General features: G+C 41.8%; 27 protein-coding genes and 2 other annotated features. Of the genes, 25 read left to right on the top strand and 2 right to left on the bottom strand.

Annotated features, from left to right (window positions below; translation table 11 throughout):
* The first annotated feature begins 132 nt into the window (after positions 1 to 132).
* The 15 genes from speD (at position 133) to HNR31_RS02505 (ending at position 12,453) form a co-directional block, all read left to right on the top strand.
* Positions 133 to 507 carry an adenosylmethionine decarboxylase gene (gene speD, locus HNR31_RS02575; RefSeq protein ID WP_181554681.1) on the top strand — a complete coding sequence of 125 codons (375 nt, stop codon included), beginning with the start codon at positions 133 to 135 and terminating at the stop codon, positions 505 to 507.
* A 116-nt stretch (positions 508 to 623) separates the two neighbouring features.
* On the top strand, positions 624 to 1,022 hold the full coding sequence (locus tag HNR31_RS02570) for a cytosolic protein (protein WP_181554680.1): 399 nt from the start codon (positions 624 to 626) through the stop codon (positions 1,020 to 1,022).
* 68 nt (positions 1,023 to 1,090) lie between these two features.
* Positions 1,091 to 1,552 carry a transcriptional regulator NrdR gene (gene nrdR, locus HNR31_RS02565; protein ID WP_181554679.1) on the top strand — a complete coding sequence of 154 codons (462 nt, stop codon included), beginning with the start codon at positions 1,091 to 1,093 and terminating at the stop codon, positions 1,550 to 1,552.
* Positions 1,553 to 1,610: 58 nt separating this feature from the next.
* Positions 1,611 to 3,005 (top strand): replication initiation and membrane attachment family protein, encoded by a 1,395-nt coding sequence (locus HNR31_RS02560; RefSeq protein WP_181554678.1) that lies wholly within the window; start codon positions 1,611 to 1,613, stop codon positions 3,003 to 3,005.
* Positions 3,006 to 3,019: 14 nt separating this feature from the next.
* On the top strand, positions 3,020 to 3,955 hold the full coding sequence (gene dnaI, locus HNR31_RS02555; protein WP_181554677.1) for a primosomal protein DnaI: 936 nt from the start codon (positions 3,020 to 3,022) through the stop codon (positions 3,953 to 3,955).
* 123 nt (positions 3,956 to 4,078) lie between these two features.
* Complete coding sequence (gene ytxC / locus HNR31_RS02550) at positions 4,079 to 4,939, top strand: putative sporulation protein YtxC (protein ID WP_181554676.1); 861 nt, start codon at positions 4,079 to 4,081, stop codon at positions 4,937 to 4,939.
* A gap of 561 nt (positions 4,940 to 5,500) precedes the next feature.
* Positions 5,501 to 7,432: a threonine--tRNA ligase gene (thrS, locus tag HNR31_RS02545; protein ID WP_181554675.1), complete on the top strand. Its 1,932-nt coding sequence runs from the start codon at positions 5,501 to 5,503 to the stop codon at positions 7,430 to 7,432.
* 165 nt (positions 7,433 to 7,597) lie between these two features.
* Positions 7,598 to 7,726, top strand: a sequence feature (ribosomal protein L20 leader region).
* Positions 7,727 to 7,768: 42 nt separating this feature from the next.
* The gene (infC, locus tag HNR31_RS02540) at positions 7,769 to 8,311 is read left to right on the top strand and encodes a translation initiation factor IF-3 (protein ID WP_181554674.1); all 543 of its coding nucleotides are present in this window, start codon (positions 7,769 to 7,771) and stop codon (positions 8,309 to 8,311) included.
* 21 nt (positions 8,312 to 8,332) lie between these two features.
* Complete coding sequence (gene rpmI / locus HNR31_RS02535) at positions 8,333 to 8,533, top strand: 50S ribosomal protein L35 (RefSeq protein WP_181554673.1); 201 nt, start codon at positions 8,333 to 8,335, stop codon at positions 8,531 to 8,533.
* Between the two features lie 38 nt (positions 8,534 to 8,571).
* On the top strand, positions 8,572 to 8,931 hold the full coding sequence (rplT, locus tag HNR31_RS02530) for a 50S ribosomal protein L20 (RefSeq protein ID WP_181554672.1): 360 nt from the start codon (positions 8,572 to 8,574) through the stop codon (positions 8,929 to 8,931).
* Positions 8,932 to 9,116: 185 nt separating this feature from the next.
* The gene (locus tag HNR31_RS02525; protein WP_181554671.1) at positions 9,117 to 9,368 is read left to right on the top strand and encodes a DUF1294 domain-containing protein; all 252 of its coding nucleotides are present in this window, start codon (positions 9,117 to 9,119) and stop codon (positions 9,366 to 9,368) included.
* Between the two features lie 14 nt (positions 9,369 to 9,382).
* Positions 9,383 to 9,868: a dUTP diphosphatase gene (locus HNR31_RS02520; RefSeq protein WP_181554670.1), complete on the top strand. Its 486-nt coding sequence runs from the start codon at positions 9,383 to 9,385 to the stop codon at positions 9,866 to 9,868.
* 68 nt (positions 9,869 to 9,936) lie between these two features.
* Positions 9,937 to 11,025 carry a M42 family metallopeptidase gene (locus HNR31_RS02515; RefSeq protein ID WP_181554669.1) on the top strand — a complete coding sequence of 363 codons (1,089 nt, stop codon included), beginning with the start codon at positions 9,937 to 9,939 and terminating at the stop codon, positions 11,023 to 11,025.
* Between the two features lie 131 nt (positions 11,026 to 11,156).
* Positions 11,157 to 11,927, top strand: a complete 771-nt coding sequence (locus tag HNR31_RS02510) for a class I SAM-dependent methyltransferase (RefSeq protein WP_181554668.1) — start codon at positions 11,157 to 11,159, stop codon at positions 11,925 to 11,927.
* A gap of 301 nt (positions 11,928 to 12,228) precedes the next feature.
* Complete coding sequence (locus tag HNR31_RS02505) at positions 12,229 to 12,453, top strand: hypothetical protein (protein ID WP_181554667.1); 225 nt, start codon at positions 12,229 to 12,231, stop codon at positions 12,451 to 12,453.
* A 195-nt stretch (positions 12,454 to 12,648) separates the two neighbouring features.
* Here HNR31_RS02505 and sspI read toward each other — a convergent pair whose 3' ends face one another.
* Entirely contained in the window at positions 12,649 to 12,858 is a 210-nt protein-coding gene (gene sspI, locus HNR31_RS02500; RefSeq protein ID WP_181554666.1) for a small acid-soluble spore protein SspI, read from the bottom strand.
* 97 nt (positions 12,859 to 12,955) lie between these two features.
* Between sspI and HNR31_RS02495 the strand changes: the two genes are divergently transcribed.
* The 10 genes from HNR31_RS02495 to HNR31_RS02450 all read left to right on the top strand — a co-directional run bounded on the left by HNR31_RS02495 (position 12,956) and on the right by HNR31_RS02450 (position 22,383).
* Positions 12,956 to 13,711, top strand: coding sequence for a TrmH family RNA methyltransferase (locus tag HNR31_RS02495; protein ID WP_181554665.1), 756 nt, complete (start codon positions 12,956 to 12,958; stop codon positions 13,709 to 13,711).
* A 110-nt stretch (positions 13,712 to 13,821) separates the two neighbouring features.
* Complete coding sequence (locus HNR31_RS02490) at positions 13,822 to 14,037, top strand: hypothetical protein (RefSeq protein ID WP_181554664.1); 216 nt, start codon at positions 13,822 to 13,824, stop codon at positions 14,035 to 14,037.
* A 2-nt stretch (positions 14,038 to 14,039) separates the two neighbouring features.
* Positions 14,040 to 14,276 (top strand) — a binding site (T-box leader).
* A gap of 42 nt (positions 14,277 to 14,318) precedes the next feature.
* Complete coding sequence (gene pheS / locus HNR31_RS02485) at positions 14,319 to 15,353, top strand: phenylalanine--tRNA ligase subunit alpha (RefSeq protein ID WP_181554663.1); 1,035 nt, start codon at positions 14,319 to 14,321, stop codon at positions 15,351 to 15,353.
* Positions 15,354 to 15,369: 16 nt separating this feature from the next.
* Complete coding sequence (gene pheT / locus HNR31_RS02480; RefSeq protein WP_181554662.1) at positions 15,370 to 17,784, top strand: phenylalanine--tRNA ligase subunit beta; 2,415 nt, start codon at positions 15,370 to 15,372, stop codon at positions 17,782 to 17,784.
* A gap of 386 nt (positions 17,785 to 18,170) precedes the next feature.
* Positions 18,171 to 18,314, top strand: coding sequence for a hypothetical protein (locus HNR31_RS18550; RefSeq protein ID WP_258560994.1), 144 nt, complete (start codon positions 18,171 to 18,173; stop codon positions 18,312 to 18,314).
* Positions 18,315 to 18,667: 353 nt separating this feature from the next.
* A complete protein-coding gene (locus HNR31_RS02470) occupies positions 18,668 to 19,447 on the top strand; it encodes a hypothetical protein (protein WP_181554661.1) in 780 nt (259 codons plus the stop codon).
* Positions 19,448 to 19,452: 5 nt separating this feature from the next.
* A complete protein-coding gene (locus tag HNR31_RS02465; protein ID WP_181554660.1) occupies positions 19,453 to 19,824 on the top strand; it encodes a GntR family transcriptional regulator in 372 nt (123 codons plus the stop codon).
* A 3-nt stretch (positions 19,825 to 19,827) separates the two neighbouring features.
* Positions 19,828 to 20,532 (top strand): ABC transporter ATP-binding protein, encoded by a 705-nt coding sequence (locus tag HNR31_RS02460; RefSeq protein WP_181554659.1) that lies wholly within the window; start codon positions 19,828 to 19,830, stop codon positions 20,530 to 20,532.
* Positions 20,529 to 21,443 carry an ABC transporter ATP-binding protein gene (locus HNR31_RS02455; RefSeq protein WP_181554658.1) on the top strand — a complete coding sequence of 305 codons (915 nt, stop codon included), beginning with the start codon at positions 20,529 to 20,531 and terminating at the stop codon, positions 21,441 to 21,443. The genes HNR31_RS02460 and HNR31_RS02455 overlap by 4 nt, the downstream gene beginning before the upstream one ends.
* Positions 21,436 to 22,383: an ABC transporter permease gene (locus HNR31_RS02450; protein ID WP_181554657.1), complete on the top strand. Its 948-nt coding sequence runs from the start codon at positions 21,436 to 21,438 to the stop codon at positions 22,381 to 22,383. The genes HNR31_RS02455 and HNR31_RS02450 overlap by 8 nt, the downstream gene beginning before the upstream one ends.
* A 351-nt stretch (positions 22,384 to 22,734) precedes the next feature.
* On the opposite strand, the gene HNR31_RS18545 is transcribed toward HNR31_RS02450, so the two are convergent.
* Positions 22,735 to 22,857 carry a hypothetical protein gene (locus HNR31_RS18545; protein WP_258560993.1) on the bottom strand — a complete coding sequence of 41 codons (123 nt, stop codon included), beginning with the start codon at positions 22,855 to 22,857 and terminating at the stop codon, positions 22,735 to 22,737.
* Between the last annotated feature and the right edge of the window lie 207 nt (positions 22,858 to 23,064).

Raw genomic sequence — 23,064 nt, 5'->3', positions numbered from 1 at the left:
CAACGGTAATGTGACTACTTAAAGGGTTAGGACCTCTTTGGACTAACTTTCCCCCGTGGTAGTTATACATGCCATTATGCAAAAGAAATTCATGTTTATTTTTTGAAAATTTGTTAAAGGGGGATTATTAGTATGGATACAATGGGTCGTCACGTTATCTCTGAATTATGGGGATGCGATTTTGATAAGTTGAACGATATTGAATTCATTGAAAAAACATTCGTTGATGCAGCATTAAAATCAGGTGCAGAAATTCGTGAAGTAGCATTCCACAAGTTTGCGCCGCAAGGAGTAAGCGGTGTCGTCATCATTTCCGAATCTCACTTAACGATTCACAGTTTCCCAGAACATGGGTATGCAAGCATTGATGTTTACACATGTGGTCATTTAGATCCGACAATTGCAGCTGATTATATCGCTGAAGCATTAGGAGCACAAACGCGTGAAACAATTGAACTTCCACGCGGTATGGGTCCAATCGAAATCAAAAAAGCAAAAGCTTTATAAATCATAATGGAAACAAAAAGAGGTGTCGATGTTGCACCTCTTTTTTTCGCATTGTACATATATACGGGAGCAGTGGTATGATAAAAGTAGTATGGTAACAAGGGGCGGCAAGGAAAATGAGCGTTTGGAACAAGTTAAAATATGTGTTAACGAATCATTGTGAAACGCGGGAAAACCATGAAGACGAGCAGTTGCGCAGCCGGTATTATAAAACAACAAATGCAAGCGCCATAAAGACCATTAAAGAACTTATCGAGTCTTCGCCAGATTATGAATTGTTATCCGTCTCAGATGAACGTGGAGAATTAAGCGCGACCACTCGTCGTGGAAAAAAGGCGTTCATTGTCATTACTGTCATTTCTGTTCGTCCATTTGAAACAGCGATCGATTTTTCTGTGACAACGGAAACGAAATTATTGCCATTTGATTTTGGTTGGAGCCGTCAGGTCGTTGTCGATCTATATCGAAAACTCGATCAACGTCTCCATTATATTGGTTCAGGAATCAACGGATGAGGAAACGACTTGTCCACTGTCGGCTGTTTCGCTATGATAAAAGTAAGAATAAAAACGGAGCTGGTTATATGAAATGTCCATCATGCCACCATCATGGCACAAGAGTCCTTGATTCGCGCCCGGTCGATGAAGGACGTTCGATTCGTCGTAGACGGGAATGCGAACAATGTCACTATCGCTTTACGACGTTTGAAAAAGTCGAAGAGATGCCGCTCATCGTTGTCAAAAAAGAAGGAACACGAGAAGAATTTAGTCGTGAAAAAATATTGCGCGGCTTAATTAAAGCATGTGAAAAACGTCCGGTTGCTTTAGAACAGCTGGAACAAATCACTCAAGACATCGAAAAAGAATTGCGAAACCGGGGAGTGGCAGAAGTAAAGAGCGAAACAATCGGCGAAATGGTCATGGAGCGGTTATCAAAAGTGGACGAGGTCGCTTATGTCCGGTTTGCTTCCGTCTATCGCCAGTTTAAAGATTTAAATGTGTTTATTGAAGAACTGAAAGAACTCATTAAAAAGGAACAGCGCTAACAAGGGCTTACATAATACAGACAAGCCCTTTTTTAGTCTATTGAGGAAGGTCGAGAGCATGGAACATCATTGGAAGGAGTTAATTCCGGTTGACCGTTACACTGTGCGAAGCAACGGAATTTTGCACGATTTTGATCGAAAAGTCATCACGTTATTATATCAACCGTTAATTGGACATCGGGCGTTTAGTTTATACATGACATTATGGAGCGAATTAGAACAGCAGCTTTGGGGAGAAGAAACGACTCACCATAGTCTTATGGCGATTATGCAATGCAGCTTGAAGGATATTTACGATGAACGTCTCAAGCTGGAAGGAATTGGACTATTAAAAACATATGTCAATCATGAACAAGACCCAAAACAGTTCATTTACGAACTGCAACCACCGCTGACACCGGAGCAGTTTTTCACCGATGGCGTTCTGAACGTTTTCCTCTATAATCGTATTGGTAAAACTAAATTTCATAAATTAAAGCAATTTTTTTCTACCCCATCTATCGACCGAACGAAATTTTCTCCCGTTACTCGATCATTTAACGACATCTTTTATTCCGTTCATCCTGAGCAAATGGTCGCGGTCATGAACGATGAGACAAAAAACGATTTACGTGTATCGGATGGATACGAATATATCGGACGAAGCGAAGAGCATTACACGCTCGATGATGAGATCTTTGATTTTGAGTTATTTTTTGCGGGACTGTCGACTCATATCGTTCCCAAACGAGCGATTACGACCAAGGTGAGGGAAGCGATTAAAAAGTTAGCGTTTTTGTACGGAATTGGGCCACTCGATATGCAAAAGCTCGTCATGAACGTCATTGATCCTTCTTGGCATATTGATATTGATGCTTTGCGAAAAGCCGCACGCGACTGGTATCAGTTTGAGCGCGGAGAATCGTTGCCCAGCTTAAGCGCACGCGTTCAGCCATTGCCATATCGGACGATGACCGATGTAGAGCCCAAAACGAAAGAAGAGCAGCTCATCAAACAGCTAGAAACCATTTCCCCACGTCAGCTGTTGATTGATATTTCCGGCGGTGCGGAGCCTTCTATGAGCGACTTACAACTCATTGAAGACATTATGTTCCAACAAAAATTGCTTCCCGGTGTCGTCAACGTCCTGATTTATTACGTCATGTTGCGCACAGATATGAAACTATCGAAAGCTTATGTAGAAAAAATTGCGAGCCATTGGGCGCGAAAAAAAATTCGCACCGTCAAAGAAGCAATGGAGTTGGCCAAACGGGAGGCGAAGAAATATCAAAGCTGGGCGAACGAAAAAGAGAAAAAAACGAGCAAAAAAGTCGTTCGCAAAGAAATGTTGCCTGATTGGCTGAACATGGATTATAGTCAAAACGGAAGCGAGACAACAGAAGAACAAGCCGTCGATGTAGAAGAAAAACGCCGCGAATTAGAAGAACGATTAAAAAAATATCGCAATGAGTAGTGGGATGTGGAATAATGGAACGAATGAATCAAATATTGAATCGCCTGCTTCACCGTAAAGATTTTCAACAACGATATGAGCAACTAAAAAACGAAATTCTCTCTCATCGAGAGGTACGGGCGTTTTTGCATGAGCATGAAGGCGAAGTAACAAAAGAAATGATCGATCGAAGCTTAATGAAGCTATACGAATTTATCCAACAAAGTAAAAACTGTGAGCAGTGCCCAAGTTTGGAACAATGTAAAAATCTATTAAAAGGCTACCACCCTCATCTTGTATTACAAGGAAATTCGATTGACGTTCAGTACGACCGTTGCCCAACGAAAGTCAAATACGACGAGCGAAAACGGCAAGAATCACTCATTCAAAGCCTATTTGTTCCGCGCGAAATTTTACAAGCATCGCTATCAGACATTGACCTTGCTGATGAAGGACGAATGAAAGCAATCGAGCTGGCCGAACAATTTGTTTCCCATTACGAGCCGGGGAAAAAGGTGAAAGGACTGTATTTATACGGCTCATTTGGCGTAGGCAAAACATACATTCTCGGAGCGATTGCCAACGCTCTTGCGAAAAAAAACATCTCTTCTCTCATCGTATACGTACCGGAATTTTTCCGTGAGCTAAAAAGTTCGCTACAAGATCAAACGATTCAAGAAAAGCTGGAATATGTCAAAAAAGTCCCCATTTTAATGTTAGATGATATTGGAGCTGAGTCGATGTCCAGTTGGGTGCGCGACGATCTGTTAGGTCCAATTTTACAATATCGTATGCTAGAAAACTTGCCGACCTTTTTTACATCGAATTTTGACTTGCAACAGCTTGCCCATCATTTAACATATTCCCAGCGCGGGGAAGAAGAGCAAATGAAGGCAGCACGCATTATGGAACGCATTCGCTACTTAGCCCAGCCAGTTGAAATTAAAGGGAGAAATCGTCGCCTTGACTAGGATATTTCATGTACAGTGAAATATCCTTTTTCTTGTGCCTTAGCCTTTTGCTTTTTCTGATTCTAAATGAGTTTGTCCTCCCATATATATAGAACAAGCATTCACTCATAAGGGGGGACAACGTTGATTGAAATTTATTTCGAACAAGCGAACGATGCTGAAAAACTATTTCATGTCTTGAAACAGAAACAGCAACATGAAAAAAATAGGCTCTTTCAATTAGCGTACACCGGTGATTCGCGCGTGACGATTTACATACAGCAGAACCTTCGCGAGAGCATTTCTCGCTTTCTCATTCCGTCAATTACTCAATTTATTCTTCGCTTTATCGAGGATCGGCTCTTATTATCGATTATTTCAGGCACGTTTTATTTCAAAGATGAAGAGGAGCAACAACAAATTTTGCAGCTTGCTCATTCGTTTATTGACGGGGAACGGTACGATTATCGGTGTGACCACGAACGTGTCATCCCGCGTGAAACGTTAATTGAAGAAGCGCTGTTGTTATTTTTAAAAGATGACCTTTCCTTTTCGTTTGAGTCGTTTGTCAAATTTCGCTTAAAACTGTATATCGAACGGCTCCAGCATTATGTCGAACTTGCGATTGACGAATATAAGCTAGAACAAGAATATCAAAACTTTGTTCAAATGCTGCGCGATTGCGTACAATCGCGCCAGTCAAAGCTATCAGCGATTCATCTTGTGCATCAACCGCCAGGTTTTGTTTTTTATGATGAAAAATTCCAAAAAATTACATTAAGCCAGTTAAAACAGCTGATTGATCGAAATCTTATCATCAGTCAGCCGATGTATGTTGATTCTTCCGTGTTGGCTCCGCTCGTCTCCATCGCGCCGCAAAACATTTATTTATACACGACGCATGAAGATGATGGAATGGTGCAAACGATTCAAAATGTATTTCAAGAGCGCATTCAATTATGTCACCCCGTTGAGTTTGGCAAAAATGGACAAGGAATGACTTGATTTTTGTTTTTTCTCGTTCTATAATTACGTACATAAGTTGTGAAAGATGGAAATAATGAAAAAAGTGATGATGAGGACACGGGTGTATTTTTACGGTTCCCAGAGAGGGAAGGCAGCGGCTGGAACCTTCCTAACACGAAAAATGCACTTACCACCTCTAAACTTCAGCAGTGAACGATGGGCTTTCATCTAGTAATTGCTGACGGGAAGCGCCGTTATGCCATTCGAGCCATCGCTTTAGGCAAAAAGTGCCTTTTTCTGTCTGCGGTGGGAAGAAGGGTGGAACCACGAAACAAACTCGTCCCTTAGTTGAGGGATGAGTTTTTTTATTTAATAATTAAAAAAAGGATAACATTTAAATCGCTACCTAGCACCAGCGCCCAAGCCTTCGGGGGCAAGCCAGTCCTCTTAGGGCGACAAGCCGTCTAGCGGATGAAGAACATTTGCCCATTGCGGAAGCTGGGATGGTGACATTTTGCCGTTTGTCCACAAGACGTGGGCAGTTTTTAGGTGAAATTGGGGCGCTTGCGCTTTTTTATCAATGAAGGAGGAGTGAAAGGAATGTCAGACGTGATTCGCATTACATTTCCTGATGGTGCCGTAAAGGAGTTTCCAAAAGGAACGACGACAGAAGACATCGCGGCATCGATTAGTCCTGGTTTAAAGAAAAAAGCGATTGCCGGAAAATTAAATGACCGATTTATTGATTTGCGCACACCGATCTATGAAGACGGTACGATTTCGATCATTACGCAAGATATGCCAGAGGCGCTTGAGATTTTACGCCATAGTACTGCTCACCTTATGGCGCAAGCGATTAAACGGCTGTACAAAAATGTGAAGCTTGGTGTTGGACCAGTCATTGAAAACGGCTTTTACTATGACATTGATATGGAAGAATCGCTGACGCCAGAAGATCTTCCAAAAATTGAAAAAGAAATGCAAAAAATTGCTAAAGAAAACTTGGAAATCGTTCGGAAAGAAGTAAGCCGTGAAGAAGCGATTCGCCTCTATCAAGAAATCGGCGATAACTTAAAGCTTGAGCTTATTAACGATATTCCAGAAGGAGAAATTATTTCGATTTATGAGCAAGGAGAATTTTTCGATCTTTGCCGCGGTGTTCACGTTCCATCAACGGGAAAAATTAAAGAATTTAAGCTGTTAAACATTTCCGGTGCTTACTGGCGCGCCGACAGCAAAAATAAAATGCTGCAGCGCATTTACGGAACAGCGTTCTTCAAAAAAGAGGATCTTGAAGAACATCTTCGTCTTTTACAAGAAGCAAAGGAACGCGACCATCGCAAGTTAGGCAAAGAACTTGAGTTGTTTACAACATCACAAAAAGTCGGACAAGGCCTACCGCTTTGGTTACCGAAAGGTGCGACGATTCGCCGTATTATTGAACGATACATTGTCGATAAAGAAATCGAATTAGGCTACCAGCATGTATATACTCCGGTGCTTGGCAGCGTCGATCTATATAAAACATCCGGTCACTGGGACCATTATAAAGACGGCATGTTCCCGCCGATGGAAATGGACAATGAGCAACTTGTACTACGTCCGATGAACTGTCCGCACCACATGATGATTTATAAAAATAAAATTCATAGCTATCGGGAATTGCCGATTCGCATTGCCGAACTCGGAACGATGCATCGATATGAAATGTCGGGAGCACTTACAGGACTTCAGCGTGTCCGCGGTATGACGCTTAATGATGCTCATATTTTCGTGCGTCCTGACCAAATTAAAGACGAATTTAAGCGCGTCGTCAACTTAATCCTTGAAGTTTACAAAGACTTCGGCTTGGATGATTATTCGTTCCGTCTTTCTTACCGCGATCCACATGATAAAGAAAAATATTATGATGATGATGCGATGTGGGAAAAAGCGCAGAGCATGTTAAGAGAGGCGATGGACGAACTTGGACTGGAGTACTATGAAGCGGAAGGAGAAGCGGCGTTCTACGGCCCGAAATTAGACGTGCAAGTACGCACAGCGCTTGGCAAAGATGAAACCCTGTCAACGGTTCAACTCGACTTCTTATTGCCGGAGCGTTTTGATTTAACTTATATTGGCGAAGACGGCAAACCGCATCGTCCAGTTGTCATCCACCGCGGTGTTGTTTCAACAATGGAACGCTTCGTCGCCTTTTTAATCGAGGAGTACAAAGGGGCATTCCCAACTTGGCTTGCTCCGGTACAAGTGGAAGTCATTCCGGTTTCGCCGGCAGCCCATCTCGATTACGCTTACGAAGTCAAACAGAAGCTTCAATCCCAAGGATTCCGTGTCGAAGTGGATGAGCGGGATGAGAAAATCGGCTACAAAATTCGTGAGGCACAAATTCAAAAAATCCCTTATATGCTTGTGGTTGGGGATAACGAAATGAAAGAAAACACCGTAAACGTCCGTAAATACGGGGAGCAAAAGAGCGACACAATGGCGCTGGATGCCTTTATCGATGCGCTCAAAGCCGAAGTGCATCGATAACTTTGAAGCCGCGGGGAAGTATTCCGCGGCTTTTTTTCAAAATTTTTATTGCAAAATTTGATACAATTGATTATAATTAAAGGCGTTGTTTATAAACAAGGAATAATCCTTGACATATTGTTTTCGTTGTGATAAAGTATCTAAGGTGAATAGAATACTTGTTTGTGACAAAAGCAGAAGCACCCGCTTCTCACCTGATTGACGCTACTAGCTGTTAACAGGTTGTTACGGTTTGCGCATGTATTTGATCGTAATCAGTGTGGGTGTCGTATGCACTCACACTTTTTTATTAGAAAAAACTGTAACAGAGGGGTGCAATAAGCAAACAAGTGATTCGTGAATAAACCTTGGAGGTGGCTAGTTATTAGCAAAGATTTTATCATTAACGAAAACATTCGTGCACGCGAAGTCCGCTTAATTGATCCAAACGGTGAACAACTAGGAATCAAATCGAAACAAGAGGCGCTCGAAATTGCCGCAAGAATGAATCTGGATTTAGTGATGGTGGCTCCGAACGCGAAACCGCCGGTATGCCGCATTATGGATTACGGTAAGTTCCGCTTCGAGCAACAAAAGAAGGAAAAAGAAGCGCGCAAAAAGCAAAAAGTTATTAATGTGAAAGAAGTGCGCTTGAGTCCAACGATTGAGGAGCACGACTTTAACACGAAGCTCCGCAATGCGCGCAAGTTCCTTGAAAAAGGCGATAAAGTAAAAGCGACGATTCGTTTTAAAGGACGGGCGATTACGCATAAAGAAATCGGTCAACGTGTATTAGATCGCTTTTCTGAAGCGTGTGCTGATATTAGCATCGTTGAGTCTGCACCGAAAATGGACGGTCGCAGCATGTTTTTAGTACTAGCACCGAAAAACGATAAATAATCGAACGAGGAGGAACACCCTATGCCAAAAATGAAAACTCATCGAGGCTCTGCTAAGCGTTTCAAAAAAACTGGTACTGGTAAGCTAAAACGTTCTCATGCGTTTACTAGCCACTTATTCGCAAACAAAACGCAAAAACAAAAACGTAAACTTCGCAAAGCGACATTAGTATCTTCTGGTGATTTCAAACGCATTCGTCAAATGCTTGATAACTTAAAATAATTTCAGAAACGAAACATAAATCGTAGGAGGGAATACACATGCCACGTGTAAAAGGTGGAACAGTAACGCGCAGACGTCGCAAAAAAATTCTTAAACTTGCAAAAGGCTATTTCGGTTCTAAACATCGTTTATATAGAGTTGCAAACCAACAAGTAATGAAATCTTTGATGTACGCGTACCGCGACCGTCGTCAAAGAAAACGCGACTTCCGCAAACTTTGGATTACGCGTATTAACGCAGCAGCTCGTATGCATGGTCTTTCTTACAGCCGCTTTATGCATGGTTTAAAATTAGCGGGTGTGGAAGTAAACCGTAAAATGTTGGCGGACTTAGCGGTGAACGATGCAGCTGCATTCGCACAACTAGCAGACCTTGCAAAAGCGAACTTAAATAAATAATAAATAAACGAATGATAAAAGCGGAGGCGACCTGTTTAAGTGTGAGGGTAATGCTTTTTACCCGCAGAGGTGCTTGTCATCTCAAGGGAGAAAGTGATTTGCCCTCAAGCTGCTAGTCGCTGAAGCTAGACAGATGGCCATTCTCGGTTGTGGGGATGGTCATTTTTTGTAAGGTAGGGAAGATCATGACTTTATACATGTTTTTTATCAATATTCTCGGATGTTTTATCATGGCCATTGACAAGCAAAAAGCGAGAAAAAGAAAATGGCGCATCGCCGAAAGCACGATTTGGTGCGTTTCGCTCATTGGCGGTGCGATTGGGACAACGATTGGCATGCATCTGTTTCATCATAAAACGAAACATCGCTTGTTTCGCTATGGATTGCCTCTACTTGCTTTTCTTGATGTTATTGTCTATTTTATTTTCTATCAGTAATGGGGGAGAGAAACATGGACTTGCAAAAACTTTACTCACTGCAACGACAATTAGATAAGCGCATTGAGACACAACATGGGTTGCAAGAGGAAAACTTAGTCGAGAAAAAGATATTGGCCCTTCTTGTGGAAATTGGTGAACTTGCCAATGAAACGAGATGCTTTAAGTTCTGGAGTGTCAAACCTGCGGCTCCTATGGAAAAAGTGCTCGAGGAATATGTGGATGGGCTGCATTTTATTTTGTCGCTTGGAATCGAATGTAATTTTATTCATACTGTGGAAGAAGATGAAGACGAACGCTATTCACTTGTGGAACAGTTTTTGCGCGTTTTTCAAGCGGCAAATGAATTTAATAAGGCGAAATCACTAGAGTCCTATAAACGTTTATTCACAACGTATTTACAGCTTGGGACGCAATTAGGATTTACATCTGAACAAATCGAGCAAGCATACATTCACAAAAATGAAGTCAATCATGAGCGGCAAAATCAGAATTATTAACAAATTTTGTACATTTTTGCGCGTTTTGGATATACTGAATGTGGAAAACGAATGAAAGGGGTTTAATGATGGCGAGACTAGATGAAACATTAACGATGTTAAAAGACCTCACTGACGCAAAAGGTGTGCCGGGCAATGAACGCGAAGTGCGCGAGGTAATGAAAAAATACATAACGCCTTATGCTGATGAAGTGACGACAGACGGTCTTGGCAGTTTAGTGGCGAAGAAGAAAGGAAAAGCAGATGGACCGAAAATTATGGTTGCTGGCCATTTAGACGAAGTCGGTTTTATGGTCACACAAATTGATGAAAAAGGATTTATCCGCTTTCAACCGTTAGGCGGTTGGTGGGGACAAGTGATGCTCGCCCAACGTGTTACAATCATGACGAGAAAAGGCGACATTACGGGGGTCATTGGCTCTAAGCCACCGCATATTTTACCGCCGGAAGCGCGCAAAAAACCGGTTGAAATCAAGGATATGTTTATCGATATTGGCGCTTCAAGTCGTGATGAAGCAATGGAATGGGGGGTGCGCCCGGGGGATTCGATCGTTCCGTATTTCGAATTTACCGTCATGAATAACGAAAAAATGCTCCTCGCCAAAGCATGGGATAACCGCATTGGTTGCGCAATTGCAATCGATGTATTAAAACAATTAAAAGATGTCGAGCATCCGAACGTTGTATACGGTGTCGGTACAGTACAAGAAGAAGTCGGTTTACGCGGTGCGAAAACATCGGCAAACTTCATCCAGCCGGATATTGCGTTTGCTGTCGATGTCGGTGTCGCCGGGGACATGCCTGGAGTTTCTGAGAAGGAAGCAATGGGCAAGCTCGGAGCTGGTCCTCACATCGTGTTATACGATGCGACGCTTGTGTCACATCGAGGATTGCGCGAATTTGTCATTGAGGTAGCAGAAGAACTAAATATTCCATACCATTTTGACACGATGCCGGGTGGTGGTACAGACGCCGGGGCGATTCATATGACTGCAAGCGGTGTTCCATCGTTAACGATCGCAATTCCAACGCGCTACATCCACTCACATGCAGCCATACTTCACCGCGAAGATTATGAAAATACGGTGAAACTTCTTGTTGAAGCGATTAAACGTTTGGATGAGAAAAAAGTGAAGGAAATTACATTTGATGAGTAAAGAAAAAGCCGGTAATAAATGCCGGCTTTTTCTTTTTGTCATTATTAATTTTTGCTATAATCAACAAAAAAGAATGAATATTCGAAATTTTTTTGTGTAGATTATTTTAATCTGAGGGGAGAAGAGGACAGGTGGTTTCTCACAATGTGTGGAATGCTGATGTATATGATGAAAAATTATCTTTTGTATCCGATTTAGGAAAAGACCTTATTGAGCTGCTCAATCCAAAAAAAGGGGAGAAAATTCTTGATTTAGGCTGCGGCACAGGAGATCTTGCTTATGAAATTTCAAAGTCAGGTGCCACTGTTATCGGAATGGACTTATCCTCGGAAATGATTGAAAAAGCTCGGACAAAATATAAAAATATTCAATTTGTGATTGACAATGGTGAATCATTTCGCACAAATGAAGAGTATGATGCTGTATTCTCCAATGCCGCTTTGCACTGGATGAAACAAGCAGCAAAGGCAGTGGAATCGATAGCGTTGGCATTACGTGTAGGCGGAAGATTTGTCGCTGAGTTTGGAGGAAAAGGAAACGTAGAGACGGTTGTTCAGGCGATAGCAGATGTTTTATTTCAAAATTATGGGATTGATGCAACAGAAAGAAATCCTTGGTATTTTCCAAGTATAGGAGAGTATAGCAGTTTGCTTGAAAAACATGGATTTCGTGTTCTCTATGCTAGTCATTTCGACCGCCCCACTCCACTACCTGATCAAGATAAGGGGTTAAATTACTGGCTGGACAGTTTTGCTGGTGATTTTTTTACCGGAATGGATTCATCTGAAAAGGTTTTACTTTACGAAGATCTTAAAGATAGGCTAAGACCATATTTATGTAAAGAAGGAACGTGGATTGCTGATTATAAGCGTATTCGAGTAATGGCTATAAAGGAAAGATGATGGGATTGTCGCTATTAGGAAACGATGAAACGAATGACGCAGAGGCGTTATGGAGTAAGAAGGTAAAATCAAAATTATTAAAAATAGCTGTTGGAGAGTAAAAGCAATGGCAAAAAGGCGTTTGTGACTTTGATGTTTGTTTTATTAGTCGGATGTTCGCAAAAACTCATTGTTTTCACTGGCGGGGGAATTGATACGAAGGAGTAAAGGAAACACAAACTGGTAATCGGGAAGAGCAACAGATTGTATTGATATTGATTCTGTCAGTACATTGAACTAAACTATAAAATCGCGAGTGCTGATGGCAGGACAGAAAAAAGGTCAGAGATTAACCGAAGATGATATACTCGAAACCTCTGGTAGAGCTTCGATAGGTGGATCGCTTTTGCAGCAGAATGCTCAATGGCAAGCGGTGATTGAATGGAATAGCAGGAAGAAAACATCTATTCTCACGGCTGAGAAACATATTGACATTAAAAGAGAGGTCCATGAATATAAAAAACGTGAAAAGAAAAGCACCAGATAGCTCTTTGCTTTGTCAGGAGTGTTTGCCTTGTCTTGATAATTCCTTAGAATTCAATCATCCCGCCATTTTACTTAATCATTCCCTCAATTGTTTGATGGTGGTGTGTTTAGTAAAAAAGCGGGAAAGAAGGGACCTATAGCGTCAAATCACCCTTTTTTCTTCATCAAAACAAAAAGCCACCGCATTTTGCGGCGGCTATTTCTTCACGGCTTGCTCTAGTGTGGCAAGCATCATCTCTTTTTGCTGTTCAGTCGAATGATTCCAAATTGCTTCAAAGAAAACGCCGAGACCTGGCAAATATTTTTCCTCTCCTTGTTGGATCGCGTCGACAATCGTATCTTCTAATTGTTCTTTTGTGTTGTTGGCTACATTTTGCATAATTGCATGGCGCAAATTTAAGTCCATCTGATTCACCTCGCTAATTATGTATTACACGTTTATTTTTTGCTCGATTTTCGTTTATTATGTATACAGACACGTAAAAAGCAAAGGAGAATTCGATTTGAAACGAATTGAATCAACAAAAAATCCACAAGTTAAACAGTGGAAAAAGCTATTAACAAAGAAAGAACGGGAAAAAACCGGCTTGTTTATCATTGAAGGGTTTCATTTAGTCGAGGAAGCGTTAAAAAGCGGTATTCACATGGTGGAAATCATTTTAGAGGAGAAAAAAGAAATTCCGCCAAATTGGGATGTGGATAACCTCCCGATTACGATAGTAACAGAAGAAATTATGAAGACAATTAGCGATACAGAAACGCCACAAGGAATCGCTGCTGTGTGCAAACAATTTACATATGAACAAATCGATTGGGGAAAAGCGAATGTGTTATTGATCGATGCGGTGCAAGACCCTGGAAATGTCGGGACAATGATTCGTACTGCCGATGCGGCAGGAATAGATGCCGTCATTCTCGGAGAAGGCTGTGTTGACTTGTACAATCCGAAAGTTATTCGCGCCACACAAGGCTCGCTGTTCCACCTTCCGATTATTCGCGGAAACCTTCGTGAGTGGATACACACATTAAAAGAGCAGCAAGTCCGTATTTACGGTACAGCGTTAGAAAACGGAGAAGATTATAAACAAGTGAAGCCGAACGAGCCGTTTGCCCTTCTTGTCGGAAATGAAGGCAGCGGTGTCAACAAAGAACTGCTTCAGATGACTACGAAAAATTTATATATCCCGATTTACGGTAAATCCGAGTCATTGAATGTTGCCGTTGCCACGGGAATTTTGCTTTATTATTTGCGCGGATAGCCTAAAAAACGACCGGTATGGATGAAATGAAGCCTGATTATTGAACATTTCGACGTACAAAACACGCATATGAAACAATGAAGATAGACACTGTTCAATTGTAAGAATACATGAAACAAGTAAAAGAAGATGTTGCAGTGTTAAAGTGGGACGTTGCCAGCCTCAAAGAAGGACAATCTCGCCAAGATAAAATACTAGAGCGGCTTTTGGTTCGTTTAATCGAACAGCTGATATGGTGGAAGTGCGGCGATGAGATAAGACTATTTGCACAGATAGAGGTTGCAACGCTCCTTTTGTTTGCCTATAATATAAAAATAGCGAAATAAGGAAAACAACGATGATAGAGAAGAGTAGCTTGCCACTCGCCATCCAGGGAGAAAACGCCGTAGACTGGGAGCGTTTTTATGGTAGAAGCAAGTGAATTCACCTCTGGAGTTGACACTTGGACCATTCTACAGCAGTAGAATGTAAAGGTGTTCCGGCAACGTCCGTTATCCCAATGAAGTGAACAGTGCTTTTTTGCGCTGTTAAGAAGGGTGGTACCGCGATTTCACTCGTCCCTTGTTTGAGGGGCGAGTTTTTTATTTGAAAAAAGGAGGAGTAGCACATGAAAGAACGATTACAACAACTTCAACAAGAAGCGCTTGAGAAAATCATAGCAGCAAGCGATTTAAAAGCGCTTAATGACGTTCGAGTCGCTTATCTTGGCAAAAAAGGGCCGATTACGGAAGTGCTTCGTGGCATGGGAAAATTATCTCCGGAAGAGCGTCCGATTATGGGAGCGCTAGTGAATGAAGTGCGCGAAGCAATCCAATCTGCATTAGAAGAAAAACAAGCGAAATTAGAACAAGAAGAAGTTGAGAAAAAATTAGCTTCCGAGGCGATTGACGTAACACTTCCAGGACGTCCTGTGAAACTGGGGAATCATCACCCGCTTACACGGGTCATTGAAGAAATCGAAGACTTATTTATCGGCATGGGCTATACGATTGCCGAGGGACCGGAAGTCGAGAAAGACTATTACAATTTTGAAGCGTTGAACTTGCCAAAAGGCCATCCGGCGCGCGATATGCAAGATTCGTTCTATATTACCGAAGAAATTTTGCTTCGTACCCATACGTCACCAGTGCAAGCGCGCACGATGGAAAAGCATCAAGGACGCGGTCCAGTCAAAATTATTTGTCCGGGAAAAGTGTATCGCCGCGACAACGACGATGCGACGCACTCTCATCAATTTACACAAATTGAGGGGCTTGTTGTCGATGAAAACATTCGCATGAGCGATTTAAAAGGAACGCTTCGCGAGTTTGCCCGCAAAATGTTCGGGGAAGACCGTGACATTCGCTTCCGTCCAAGCTTTTTCCCATTCACTGAGCCATCTGTAGAGGTAGACGTTTCTTGTTTCAATTGTGGCGGGCATGGCTGTAATGTATGTAAAGGAACAGGCTGGATTGAAATTTTAGGTGCGGGTATGGTTCATCCTAACGTTCTTGAAATGGCAGGCTTTGACTCGAAAAAATACACGGGCTTTGCGTTTGGAATGGGACCGGAGCGCATCGCCATGTTGAAATACGGCATTGACGACATTCGCCATTTCTATCAAAATGATATCCGTTTCTTGCAACAATTTCATCGTGTGTAAAAGGGAGGGTTAAACGATGTTTGTTTCATATAAATGGTTACAAGAATATGTTGATTTAACGGGAATCACCGTAAAAGAATTAGCTGATCGAATTACAAAAAGCGGCATTGAAGTGGAAAGTGTAGAAATATTAAATAAAGGGGCAAAAGGGGTTGTCGTTGGACATGTGCTTGAACGCGAGCAGCATCCCAATGCCGATAAATTAAGCAAATGCCTCGTCGATATCGGCGAAGGAGAACCAGTACAAATTATTTGCGGTGCCCCGAATGTCGCAAAAGGACAAAAAGTCGCCGTTGCCAAAGTCGGAGCAGTATTGCCAGGCAACTTCAAAATTAAGCGGGCAAAATTGCGCGGCGAAGAATCGAATGGGATGATTTGTTCGCTTCAGGAACTTGGCGTTGAATCAAAACTTGTTCCGAAAGAATATGCAGACGGAATTTTCGTCTTTCCAAGCGATGCTCCCGTTGGCGCGGATGCATTAGAGCTATTAAACTTAGACGATGAAGTATTAGAGCTTGGCTTGACACCAAACCGCGCTGATTGCTTAAGCATGATCGGTGTTGCCTATGAAGTGGCGGCGATTTTAGGCCGGGATGTGAAGCTGCCAACCATCGAGCTTCACGAAAATGATGAAAACGTTCATGATTATATATCCGTGCGCGTCGAAGCGACGGAAGACAATCCGTTATACGCAGGACGCATTGTGAAAAATGTAAAAATCGGACCATCACCGCTTTGGATGCAAACACGCTTAATGGCAGCCGGCATTCGCCCGCATAACAATGTCGTTGATATTACGAACTATATTTTGCTTGAGTACGGCCAACCGCTTCATGCGTTCGATTATGACCGTCTCGGCTCCAAAGAGATTTTAGTGCGCCGTGCCAAAGCAGGTGAAACCATCATTACACTGGATGATACGGAACGAACGTTAACGGAAGACCATCTCGTCATTACAAACGGAACAGAGCCTGTCGCGCTTGCCGGTGTCATGGGTGGAGCCAATTCCGAAGTACAAAACGACACAACGACCGTGTTTATTGAGTCTGCTTATTTTACAAGCGCGACGATTCGAAAAGCGTCAAAAGACCACGGCTTGCGCAGTGAAGCAAGCACGCGTTTTGAAAAAGGCATTGATCCGGCGCGTACAAAGGAGGCGTTAGACCGCGCGGCTGCGTTAATGGTCGAGTATGCTGGCGGAGAGGTGGTTGGTGGCGTCGTCGAAGTGAATACGCTCAAGCAAGAAAAAGTGACGGTTACCATTACACTTGACCGCATCAATCGAGTGCTTGGCACGAACATTACAAAAGAGGAAGTCGCAACGATTTTAACGAACTTACAATTCGCCTTTACCGAAGATAACGAAATATTTACGATTACCGTTCCATCACGTCGTCGCGATATTTCTATTGAAGAAGATATTATCGAAGAAGTAGCGAGATTGTATGGCTATGACCGCTTGCCGGCAACGTTGCCGATTGCGGAATCCAAGCCGGGAAAACTGACGTCGTATCAAGCAAAACGCCGCAAAGTGCGCCGTTATTTAGAAGATGTCGGTCTATTCCAAGCGATTACGTACTCCTTAACAAGTGAAGCAAAAGCGACGATGTTCGCTTTAGAAACAGCAAAACCGATTCGCTTGGCGCTTCCGATGAGCGAAGAGCGCAGTGTTCTTCGTCAAAGCTTACTGCCGCATTTGCTCGAAGTTGTCAGCTATAACCGTGCGCGTCAAGTGGAAAACGTTGCAGTGTACGAAACAGGTGCGGTGTATTTAACAAAAGATGCACATGAACTTCCAGAAGAAAAAGAACGTTTAGCTGGAGCGATCACTGGCTTATGGCACGCAAATCTATGGCAAGGGGAGAAAAAAGCGGTTGATTTTTATGTCGTCAAAGGAATTCTTGATGGATTATTCCATCTGCTTGGCTTAGAACAACGCATTGAATATAAGCAAGCAAAACGCGAGCATATGCATCCGGGACGCACGGCAGATATTTTGCTTGACGGGAACGTAATCGGCTTTGTCGGTCAATTGCATCCACGCGTGCAAAAAGACTATGATGTAAAAGAAACGTACGTTTTTGAATTAGCCTTGACCGACTTGTTGAACGCAGAAGTGGAGGACATTCGCTACTCGCTAATTCCACGCTTCCCATCGATCACACGTGATATTGCTCTTGTTGTTGATGAGCAAGTGATTGCAGGGGATATTCAACAAGCAATCATCGAAGCAGGCGGCGAATTGCTGAAAGAAGTAACGATTTTCGACGTGTACAAAGGCGACCGTCTACCTGATGGCAAAAAGTCCATTGCCTTCTCCCTCCGTTACTTCGACCCAGAACGCACATTGACAGACGAAGAAGTGACAGCCGTACACGAACAAGTCATCAAAGCAGTTGAAAAACAATTCGGCGCGACATTGCGCGGATAAAAGTAAGCCCCCATTTTATGCGGAAGCATAACGTGGGGGCTGCTTTTATGCTGTGCGTTACGTTTTATAGAAAGGAGATAGAAAGTGAGAGTGGATGTATGAGTACAAAAAAGAGGATCTGGAAAGTATACCGCATTATTGATATTCCGCGTACTAATAAGCTGTTAGTGTTTTTGCACTTCTTTACCGGTAAATAAACGATTGAAATTTATGTCATTCAAAATACGGAAAATCATGGAGGAAACAAAACCATTGGCAAGGGGTGACGTGTATGTATGAAGCGGTGAATATGTCTCCGTTCCCCGTGTTAGAACACCAAATCGTTTTACTAATTAAAGAAAAAGTACATGCAAGGGTCCGTGAAGCTAGAACATAATAGGGAAATGATGAACGAGTTTGTCCAGCCCGATGCAGCAGTTGATTGTGAACGGCCGGTGAAGGTTATTGACGGATACAAAGAGCTTCCGATTGTCGCGATAAAAGTAGCCAGTCCGCCTACTTATAAGACAGATTTCAGATATTTATTATAGGGGACAATGGAGTGCTAGATCGTTGACCTGCATCATCAAATTGTTCGTCAAAACGTGTTAGAAGAAGGAACCGTTTATGCCGAAACGATCATGGAGTAGGAGTAGCATTTGATTCTGTCATCAGGAGTATGGACACAGTAGCGAGATATTTCGAGATGTGGAATAGCGTTGAATATCGATCTAGCGCGATTATACGGCATCTTTTTTATTTGTCTTGTTTTCTTTGTTTAAGCATACGACGATTTTTGATCGTTTATGTGTATGAAAAAAGGAAAAAGATGTATTTACATTTTTTAAATATTAGTGTACTATGTGACTAGAACACTAATTCACTAATATTAGGGGGATACAGCATGAATCCGTGGGTTGGTCTTTTAAAAAAGGAATTTCGTATTTCCAGACTGTGGATTTTCGGAAGTGTTGGGTTTGTTGTGATTAGTAATTTGATTGCATATGCTTTTTCGCTAAAGTATGGTGATCCGGGAATTCTGTTTGTTCCATCTATAGTGATTGTAGCTTTTCATGTTTTTTATGTAGCTTTCTTTATGTTTGTCAGTTTACAAATAGAGTCAAGACACTTACATTTATGGATGCACACTTCGCAATCAGCTTTTCGCTTATTAGGTGCAAAGCTATTCGTTGGCGTAGTGGGATTCCTAGTTTCTTTTCTTGTTGCTGGAATATTTGCATACGTAGGGTTTGTGCAATTACGAGGCTCGTATATAGCGAAGGAAACATGGGATTCTATGCTTGTACTAAATAGCGGACTGATTGTTGCGGGAAATATTGTTTTTCTTTCCATTTGTATCGCAATTTGGTTGGTATTTTGTTGGACGGTGTACCGCTTATGCAAACAGTTTGCACCAAAGCTGGGTATTATAATGACTTCTATTATCATTGTTTTGTTTGCGTGGTTAGAGAATTGGTTTGGAAAAACTGCTTTATATGATCGATTAACAAAATGGGGGTATTTCGACATTGAATTTATCAACACCATGGTGATGAATGGAAAACATGTGATATTGGAAAAAACAGAATATTTTCCACTCGGTGTACTTGTTTACTATGCGTGTATCGCTATTGGGCTATTTCTTTTATCTGCTTGGTTAATTGACAGAAAAGTTGAGGTGTAAGCGTGATGACCGAGGAGTTCGATGCAACGAAACCGATATATATGCAAATAATGGAGAAAGTTAACAAAAAAATTGTACGAAACGAATGGAAAGCGGGAGACAAGCTGCCGTCGGTGAGGGAAATGGCGGTGCAAACAGGTGTGAATCCGAATACGATACAGCGCACGTACAGTGAACTGGAAAGGATGGGAATTGTGGAAACGCGGCGCGGCCAAGGAACGTTTGTGACGGAAAATGAGGAAGTGATCAAACGATTGAGAGAGCAACTGAAACAAGAAATTATGTCAGATTTTGTGCGAAATATGAAAGAATTAGGGTTTACGATTGATGAAATTGTTGCTTCGTTAAAAGACTTCAGTCAGGGAGAGGGGGTATAAACAATGATTCAATTGAAAAATGTGACGAAAAAGTACGGCAATGTCGTCGCGTTAGACGATATATCGTTGAGCATGGAAAAAGGGAAAATCATTGGGGTACTTGGAGCGAACGGAAGCGGAAAATCGACCTTTTTAAAGTTAATTGCCGGATTGGTGTTTCCGACGAACGGGAAAGTCTTCGTTGACGGACATGAGGTGACAAGAAGAATAGGTAGAAATGTCGCATATTTATCAGAACTGGATGCTTACTATGACGGATTTACCGTTCAAGATATGCTGGAGTTTTACGCTTCTCAATTTATGGATTTCAATATGGAAAAAGCACGTGACATACTGGACTTTATGCAAATAGAACCGGTAAAAAAACTAAAACATTTGTCAAAAGGAGGTCGCGGTCGAGCGAAAATCGCCTTTGCTTTGGCAAGAGAAGTACCGGTTTTGCTTATGGATGAACCGTTATCGGGACTGGATCCGATGGTTCGTGAATTGATTATTAAGGGATTGATATCGTTTGTTGATTTAGAAAAACAGACTATTGTTATGACCACGCATGAAGTCGATGAGGTGGAGAGCTTGTTAGATGAAGTCATTTTTCTTCGTGACGGAAAAGTGGTGGAACGAGCTTTCGTGGACGAATTAAGAGAAAAGAGTCGTTGCAGTGTCGCTGGCTGGCTTAAAAAAATTTACGAAGGAGAAGAAAAACAATGAAACCGCTGCTACAACTAAAGAATGTAAGGAAAGATATTGGAAAGAAAACAATTATTCACGATTTATCATTGGAAGTATTTGCCGGAGAAGTGTTTGGTTTTCTCGGACCAAACGGGGCGGGAAAAACGACAACGATTCGCATGATTGTAGGACTGATGGGAATGACTAGCGGTGAAGTGCTGATTAATGGAATCAGTATTAAAAAAGACTTTGAAAAAGCGATACAACATGTTGGAGCCATTGTGGAAAATCCGGAGATGTATAAATTTTTAACGGGTTATCAAAATTTACTGCACTATGCGCGAATGGCAAAAGGAGTAACAAAGGAGCGAATCGATGAGGTTGTCAAGCTGGTCGGCTTGGAAAAACGAATTCATGACAAAGTGAAAACGTACTCGCTTGGAATGAGACAGCGATTAGGATTAGCGCAAGCTTTGCTGCATAAACCTTCCTTACTTATTTTAGATGAGCCGACGAATGGACTTGATCCTGCTGGCATTCGCGAAATACGCGACTATTTGCGTAAGCTGGCAAAACAGGAAGGATTAGCGGTGATTGTTTCGAGTCATCTTCTCTCAGAAATGGAAATGATGTGCGATCGGTTTGCTATTATTCAACATGGAAGATTAGTAGGAATCGAATCGGTTCAAGAGCTGTCGAAGCAAGCTCAAAAGGTGCTGATTACGGTTGAGCCCGTGGAGCAAGCGTTAAGCATTATTAAAAGGGCATATTCTAGTATCAACATGAAACCTACTAATCAGGGAATTGAAGTTTCCATAGATTATGAGGAAATTCCTCGCTTAAATGCGATGTTAGTGTCTGAACATGTAAAAGTGTATGGTATTCAAACGATGACGAAATCGTTAGAAGAAAGATTTTTAGAAATGACGGGAGGAAACGAAATTGCCTAGTATCATCTCATTGATTCAAAACGAAAATATGAAAATTTATAGGAGAATAAGCACATGGTTTATGATCGGGCTGCTTGCTTTGGCGACATTGGCAGGAGCATTGATTACAAAAGCAACACATAAAGAACAGCAAAATTGGAAGGCGGGAGTTGCCTCGGAGATTCAAACACTTAAGGAGCAGCTTTCAGACGAAAAACTACCTAAGATGTATAAAAACCACTTAGAACAGCAGTTGAAAATTAATGAATATCGCCTTGAACATGATATAAGGCCGGTTCCTTCCAATTCGTTTTGGGGATATATGGTTAATTCAGCGGATATGATTCAGCTCATTACTCTATTTACGATTATTGTTGCCGCGGGAAGTATTGCCAGTGAATTTTCATGGGGGACGATTAAGCTGCTGTTAATTCGTCCGGCAAGCCGTTCAAAAATTTTACTGTCAAAGTATGCAGCGACTCTTTTATTTGCTTTCTGCATGCTGCTGTTGTTACTGATGTTTTCGTCTATCATCAGTGCCATTGTTTTTGGAATCGACCATATTCGTACGCCATATCTAGCGTATCAAAATGGAAACGTCGTTGAAACAAATATGTTGTTCCATGTTATACGTGTATATGGGCTGAATTGTGCCACCCTTGTGATGATGACAACGTTTGCCTTTATGATATCCGCAATATTCCGCAACAGTTCTCTTGCGATTGGTTTGGCGATTTTTCTTATGTTTGTCGGTACGGAAGTGACAGCGTTGCTGGCGATGAAATTTAAATGGGCGAAATATTTGTTATTTGCTAATACCGATTTGCTACGATACATTGATGGAGTTCCGCTTGTGAAAGGAATGACGATGTCATTTTCCATCCTAATGCTATTTGTTTATTTTATTGTATTTAATAGTTTCACTTGGCTCATTTTTCGGAAACGCGATATTGCCGCGTGATATGGGAAAAGTAATTATAACCATGAAAGGATGCCGACCGAGATGATATGGCGACATCCTTTTTTATGTTTGAAAAAATATCGAATTCGCTTCGAACGTGAAATCAGGAAAAACAAAAGACACGTTAGTTGTTGTCCTATGCCAAACGTTTCTCTTTTTTTGAAAAATCCGTCCTCTAGTCTAAACGCTTCTATCGTCCGATAAATGGGATCTGCAATTCAGTATTCTTGAGCATCGAAGTGCACATATAGTTTAAATTTTTCATTTCGATCTTTTAGGACGGCGGACGATGATAGTACCTCCACAATGAGCACCCGAGCGCCTAAACATCCATTTTGGGTTAATTGGTGTTTATGACAAATGATAATGAACGACATTGGTTGCATGTTCGTAATCATCGTCTAGCGCAAATCGGACATCAAAGGGAGCGATCGCTGCATAGCAATTTTTATTCAGAAAATAAGAACGCAACAAAAATGATAATTCCCCTACAGCAAATTGATGCTCCCAAGTTGGGAGGGACTCATGTTGTAAGGGATGCTGTCGATCAGTTTCCAGTGTCCTTCCTATTGAAGATAGTCTTGGTACGAATGTGTGTTTGTGAGTTCTTATTTTATTCTTCATCGTCTCACTTTTTCATTGTTATACCGTTATTTTGTAAATAAAAATCTTTTCCGTTGA

The sequence above is a fragment of the Thermaerobacillus caldiproteolyticus genome (assembly GCF_013761245.1).
Lineage (GTDB): Bacteria > Bacillota > Bacilli > Bacillales > Anoxybacillaceae > Thermaerobacillus > Thermaerobacillus caldiproteolyticus.
This window is presented reverse-complemented; position numbering and strand designations above follow the sequence as displayed.

Coding starts and splice junctions, on each gene's coding strand:
- HNR31_RS02470 (WP_181554661.1), top strand. CDS start 18,668: ATGAATCCGTGGGTTGGTCTTTTAAAAAAGGAATTTCGTATTTCCAGA.
- sspI (WP_181554666.1), bottom strand. CDS start 12,858: ATGGACTTAAATTTGCGCCATGCAATTATGCAAAATGTAGCCAACAAC.
- HNR31_RS02560 (WP_181554678.1), top strand. CDS start 1,611: ATGGAACATCATTGGAAGGAGTTAATTCCGGTTGACCGTTACACTGTG.
- HNR31_RS02520 (WP_181554670.1), top strand. CDS start 9,383: ATGGACTTGCAAAAACTTTACTCACTGCAACGACAATTAGATAAGCGC.
- HNR31_RS02490 (WP_181554664.1), top strand. CDS start 13,822: ATGAAACAAGTAAAAGAAGATGTTGCAGTGTTAAAGTGGGACGTTGCC.
- HNR31_RS02460 (WP_181554659.1), top strand. CDS start 19,828: ATGATTCAATTGAAAAATGTGACGAAAAAGTACGGCAATGTCGTCGCG.
- HNR31_RS02515 (WP_181554669.1), top strand. CDS start 9,937: ATGGCGAGACTAGATGAAACATTAACGATGTTAAAAGACCTCACTGAC.
- pheT (WP_181554662.1), top strand. CDS start 15,370: ATGTTTGTTTCATATAAATGGTTACAAGAATATGTTGATTTAACGGGA.
- dnaI (WP_181554677.1), top strand. CDS start 3,020: ATGGAACGAATGAATCAAATATTGAATCGCCTGCTTCACCGTAAAGAT.
- HNR31_RS02570 (WP_181554680.1), top strand. CDS start 624: ATGAGCGTTTGGAACAAGTTAAAATATGTGTTAACGAATCATTGTGAA.
- HNR31_RS02455 (WP_181554658.1), top strand. CDS start 20,529: ATGAAACCGCTGCTACAACTAAAGAATGTAAGGAAAGATATTGGAAAG.
- rpmI (WP_181554673.1), top strand. CDS start 8,333: ATGCCAAAAATGAAAACTCATCGAGGCTCTGCTAAGCGTTTCAAAAAA.
- HNR31_RS02525 (WP_181554671.1), top strand. CDS start 9,117: ATGACTTTATACATGTTTTTTATCAATATTCTCGGATGTTTTATCATG.
- nrdR (WP_181554679.1), top strand. CDS start 1,091: ATGAAATGTCCATCATGCCACCATCATGGCACAAGAGTCCTTGATTCG.
- speD (WP_181554681.1), top strand. CDS start 133: ATGGATACAATGGGTCGTCACGTTATCTCTGAATTATGGGGATGCGAT.
- thrS (WP_181554675.1), top strand. CDS start 5,501: ATGTCAGACGTGATTCGCATTACATTTCCTGATGGTGCCGTAAAGGAG.
- HNR31_RS18550 (WP_258560994.1), top strand. CDS start 18,171: ATGAACGAGTTTGTCCAGCCCGATGCAGCAGTTGATTGTGAACGGCCG.
- pheS (WP_181554663.1), top strand. CDS start 14,319: ATGAAAGAACGATTACAACAACTTCAACAAGAAGCGCTTGAGAAAATC.
- rplT (WP_181554672.1), top strand. CDS start 8,572: ATGCCACGTGTAAAAGGTGGAACAGTAACGCGCAGACGTCGCAAAAAA.
- HNR31_RS02505 (WP_181554667.1), top strand. CDS start 12,229: ATGGCAGGACAGAAAAAAGGTCAGAGATTAACCGAAGATGATATACTC.
- HNR31_RS02465 (WP_181554660.1), top strand. CDS start 19,453: ATGACCGAGGAGTTCGATGCAACGAAACCGATATATATGCAAATAATG.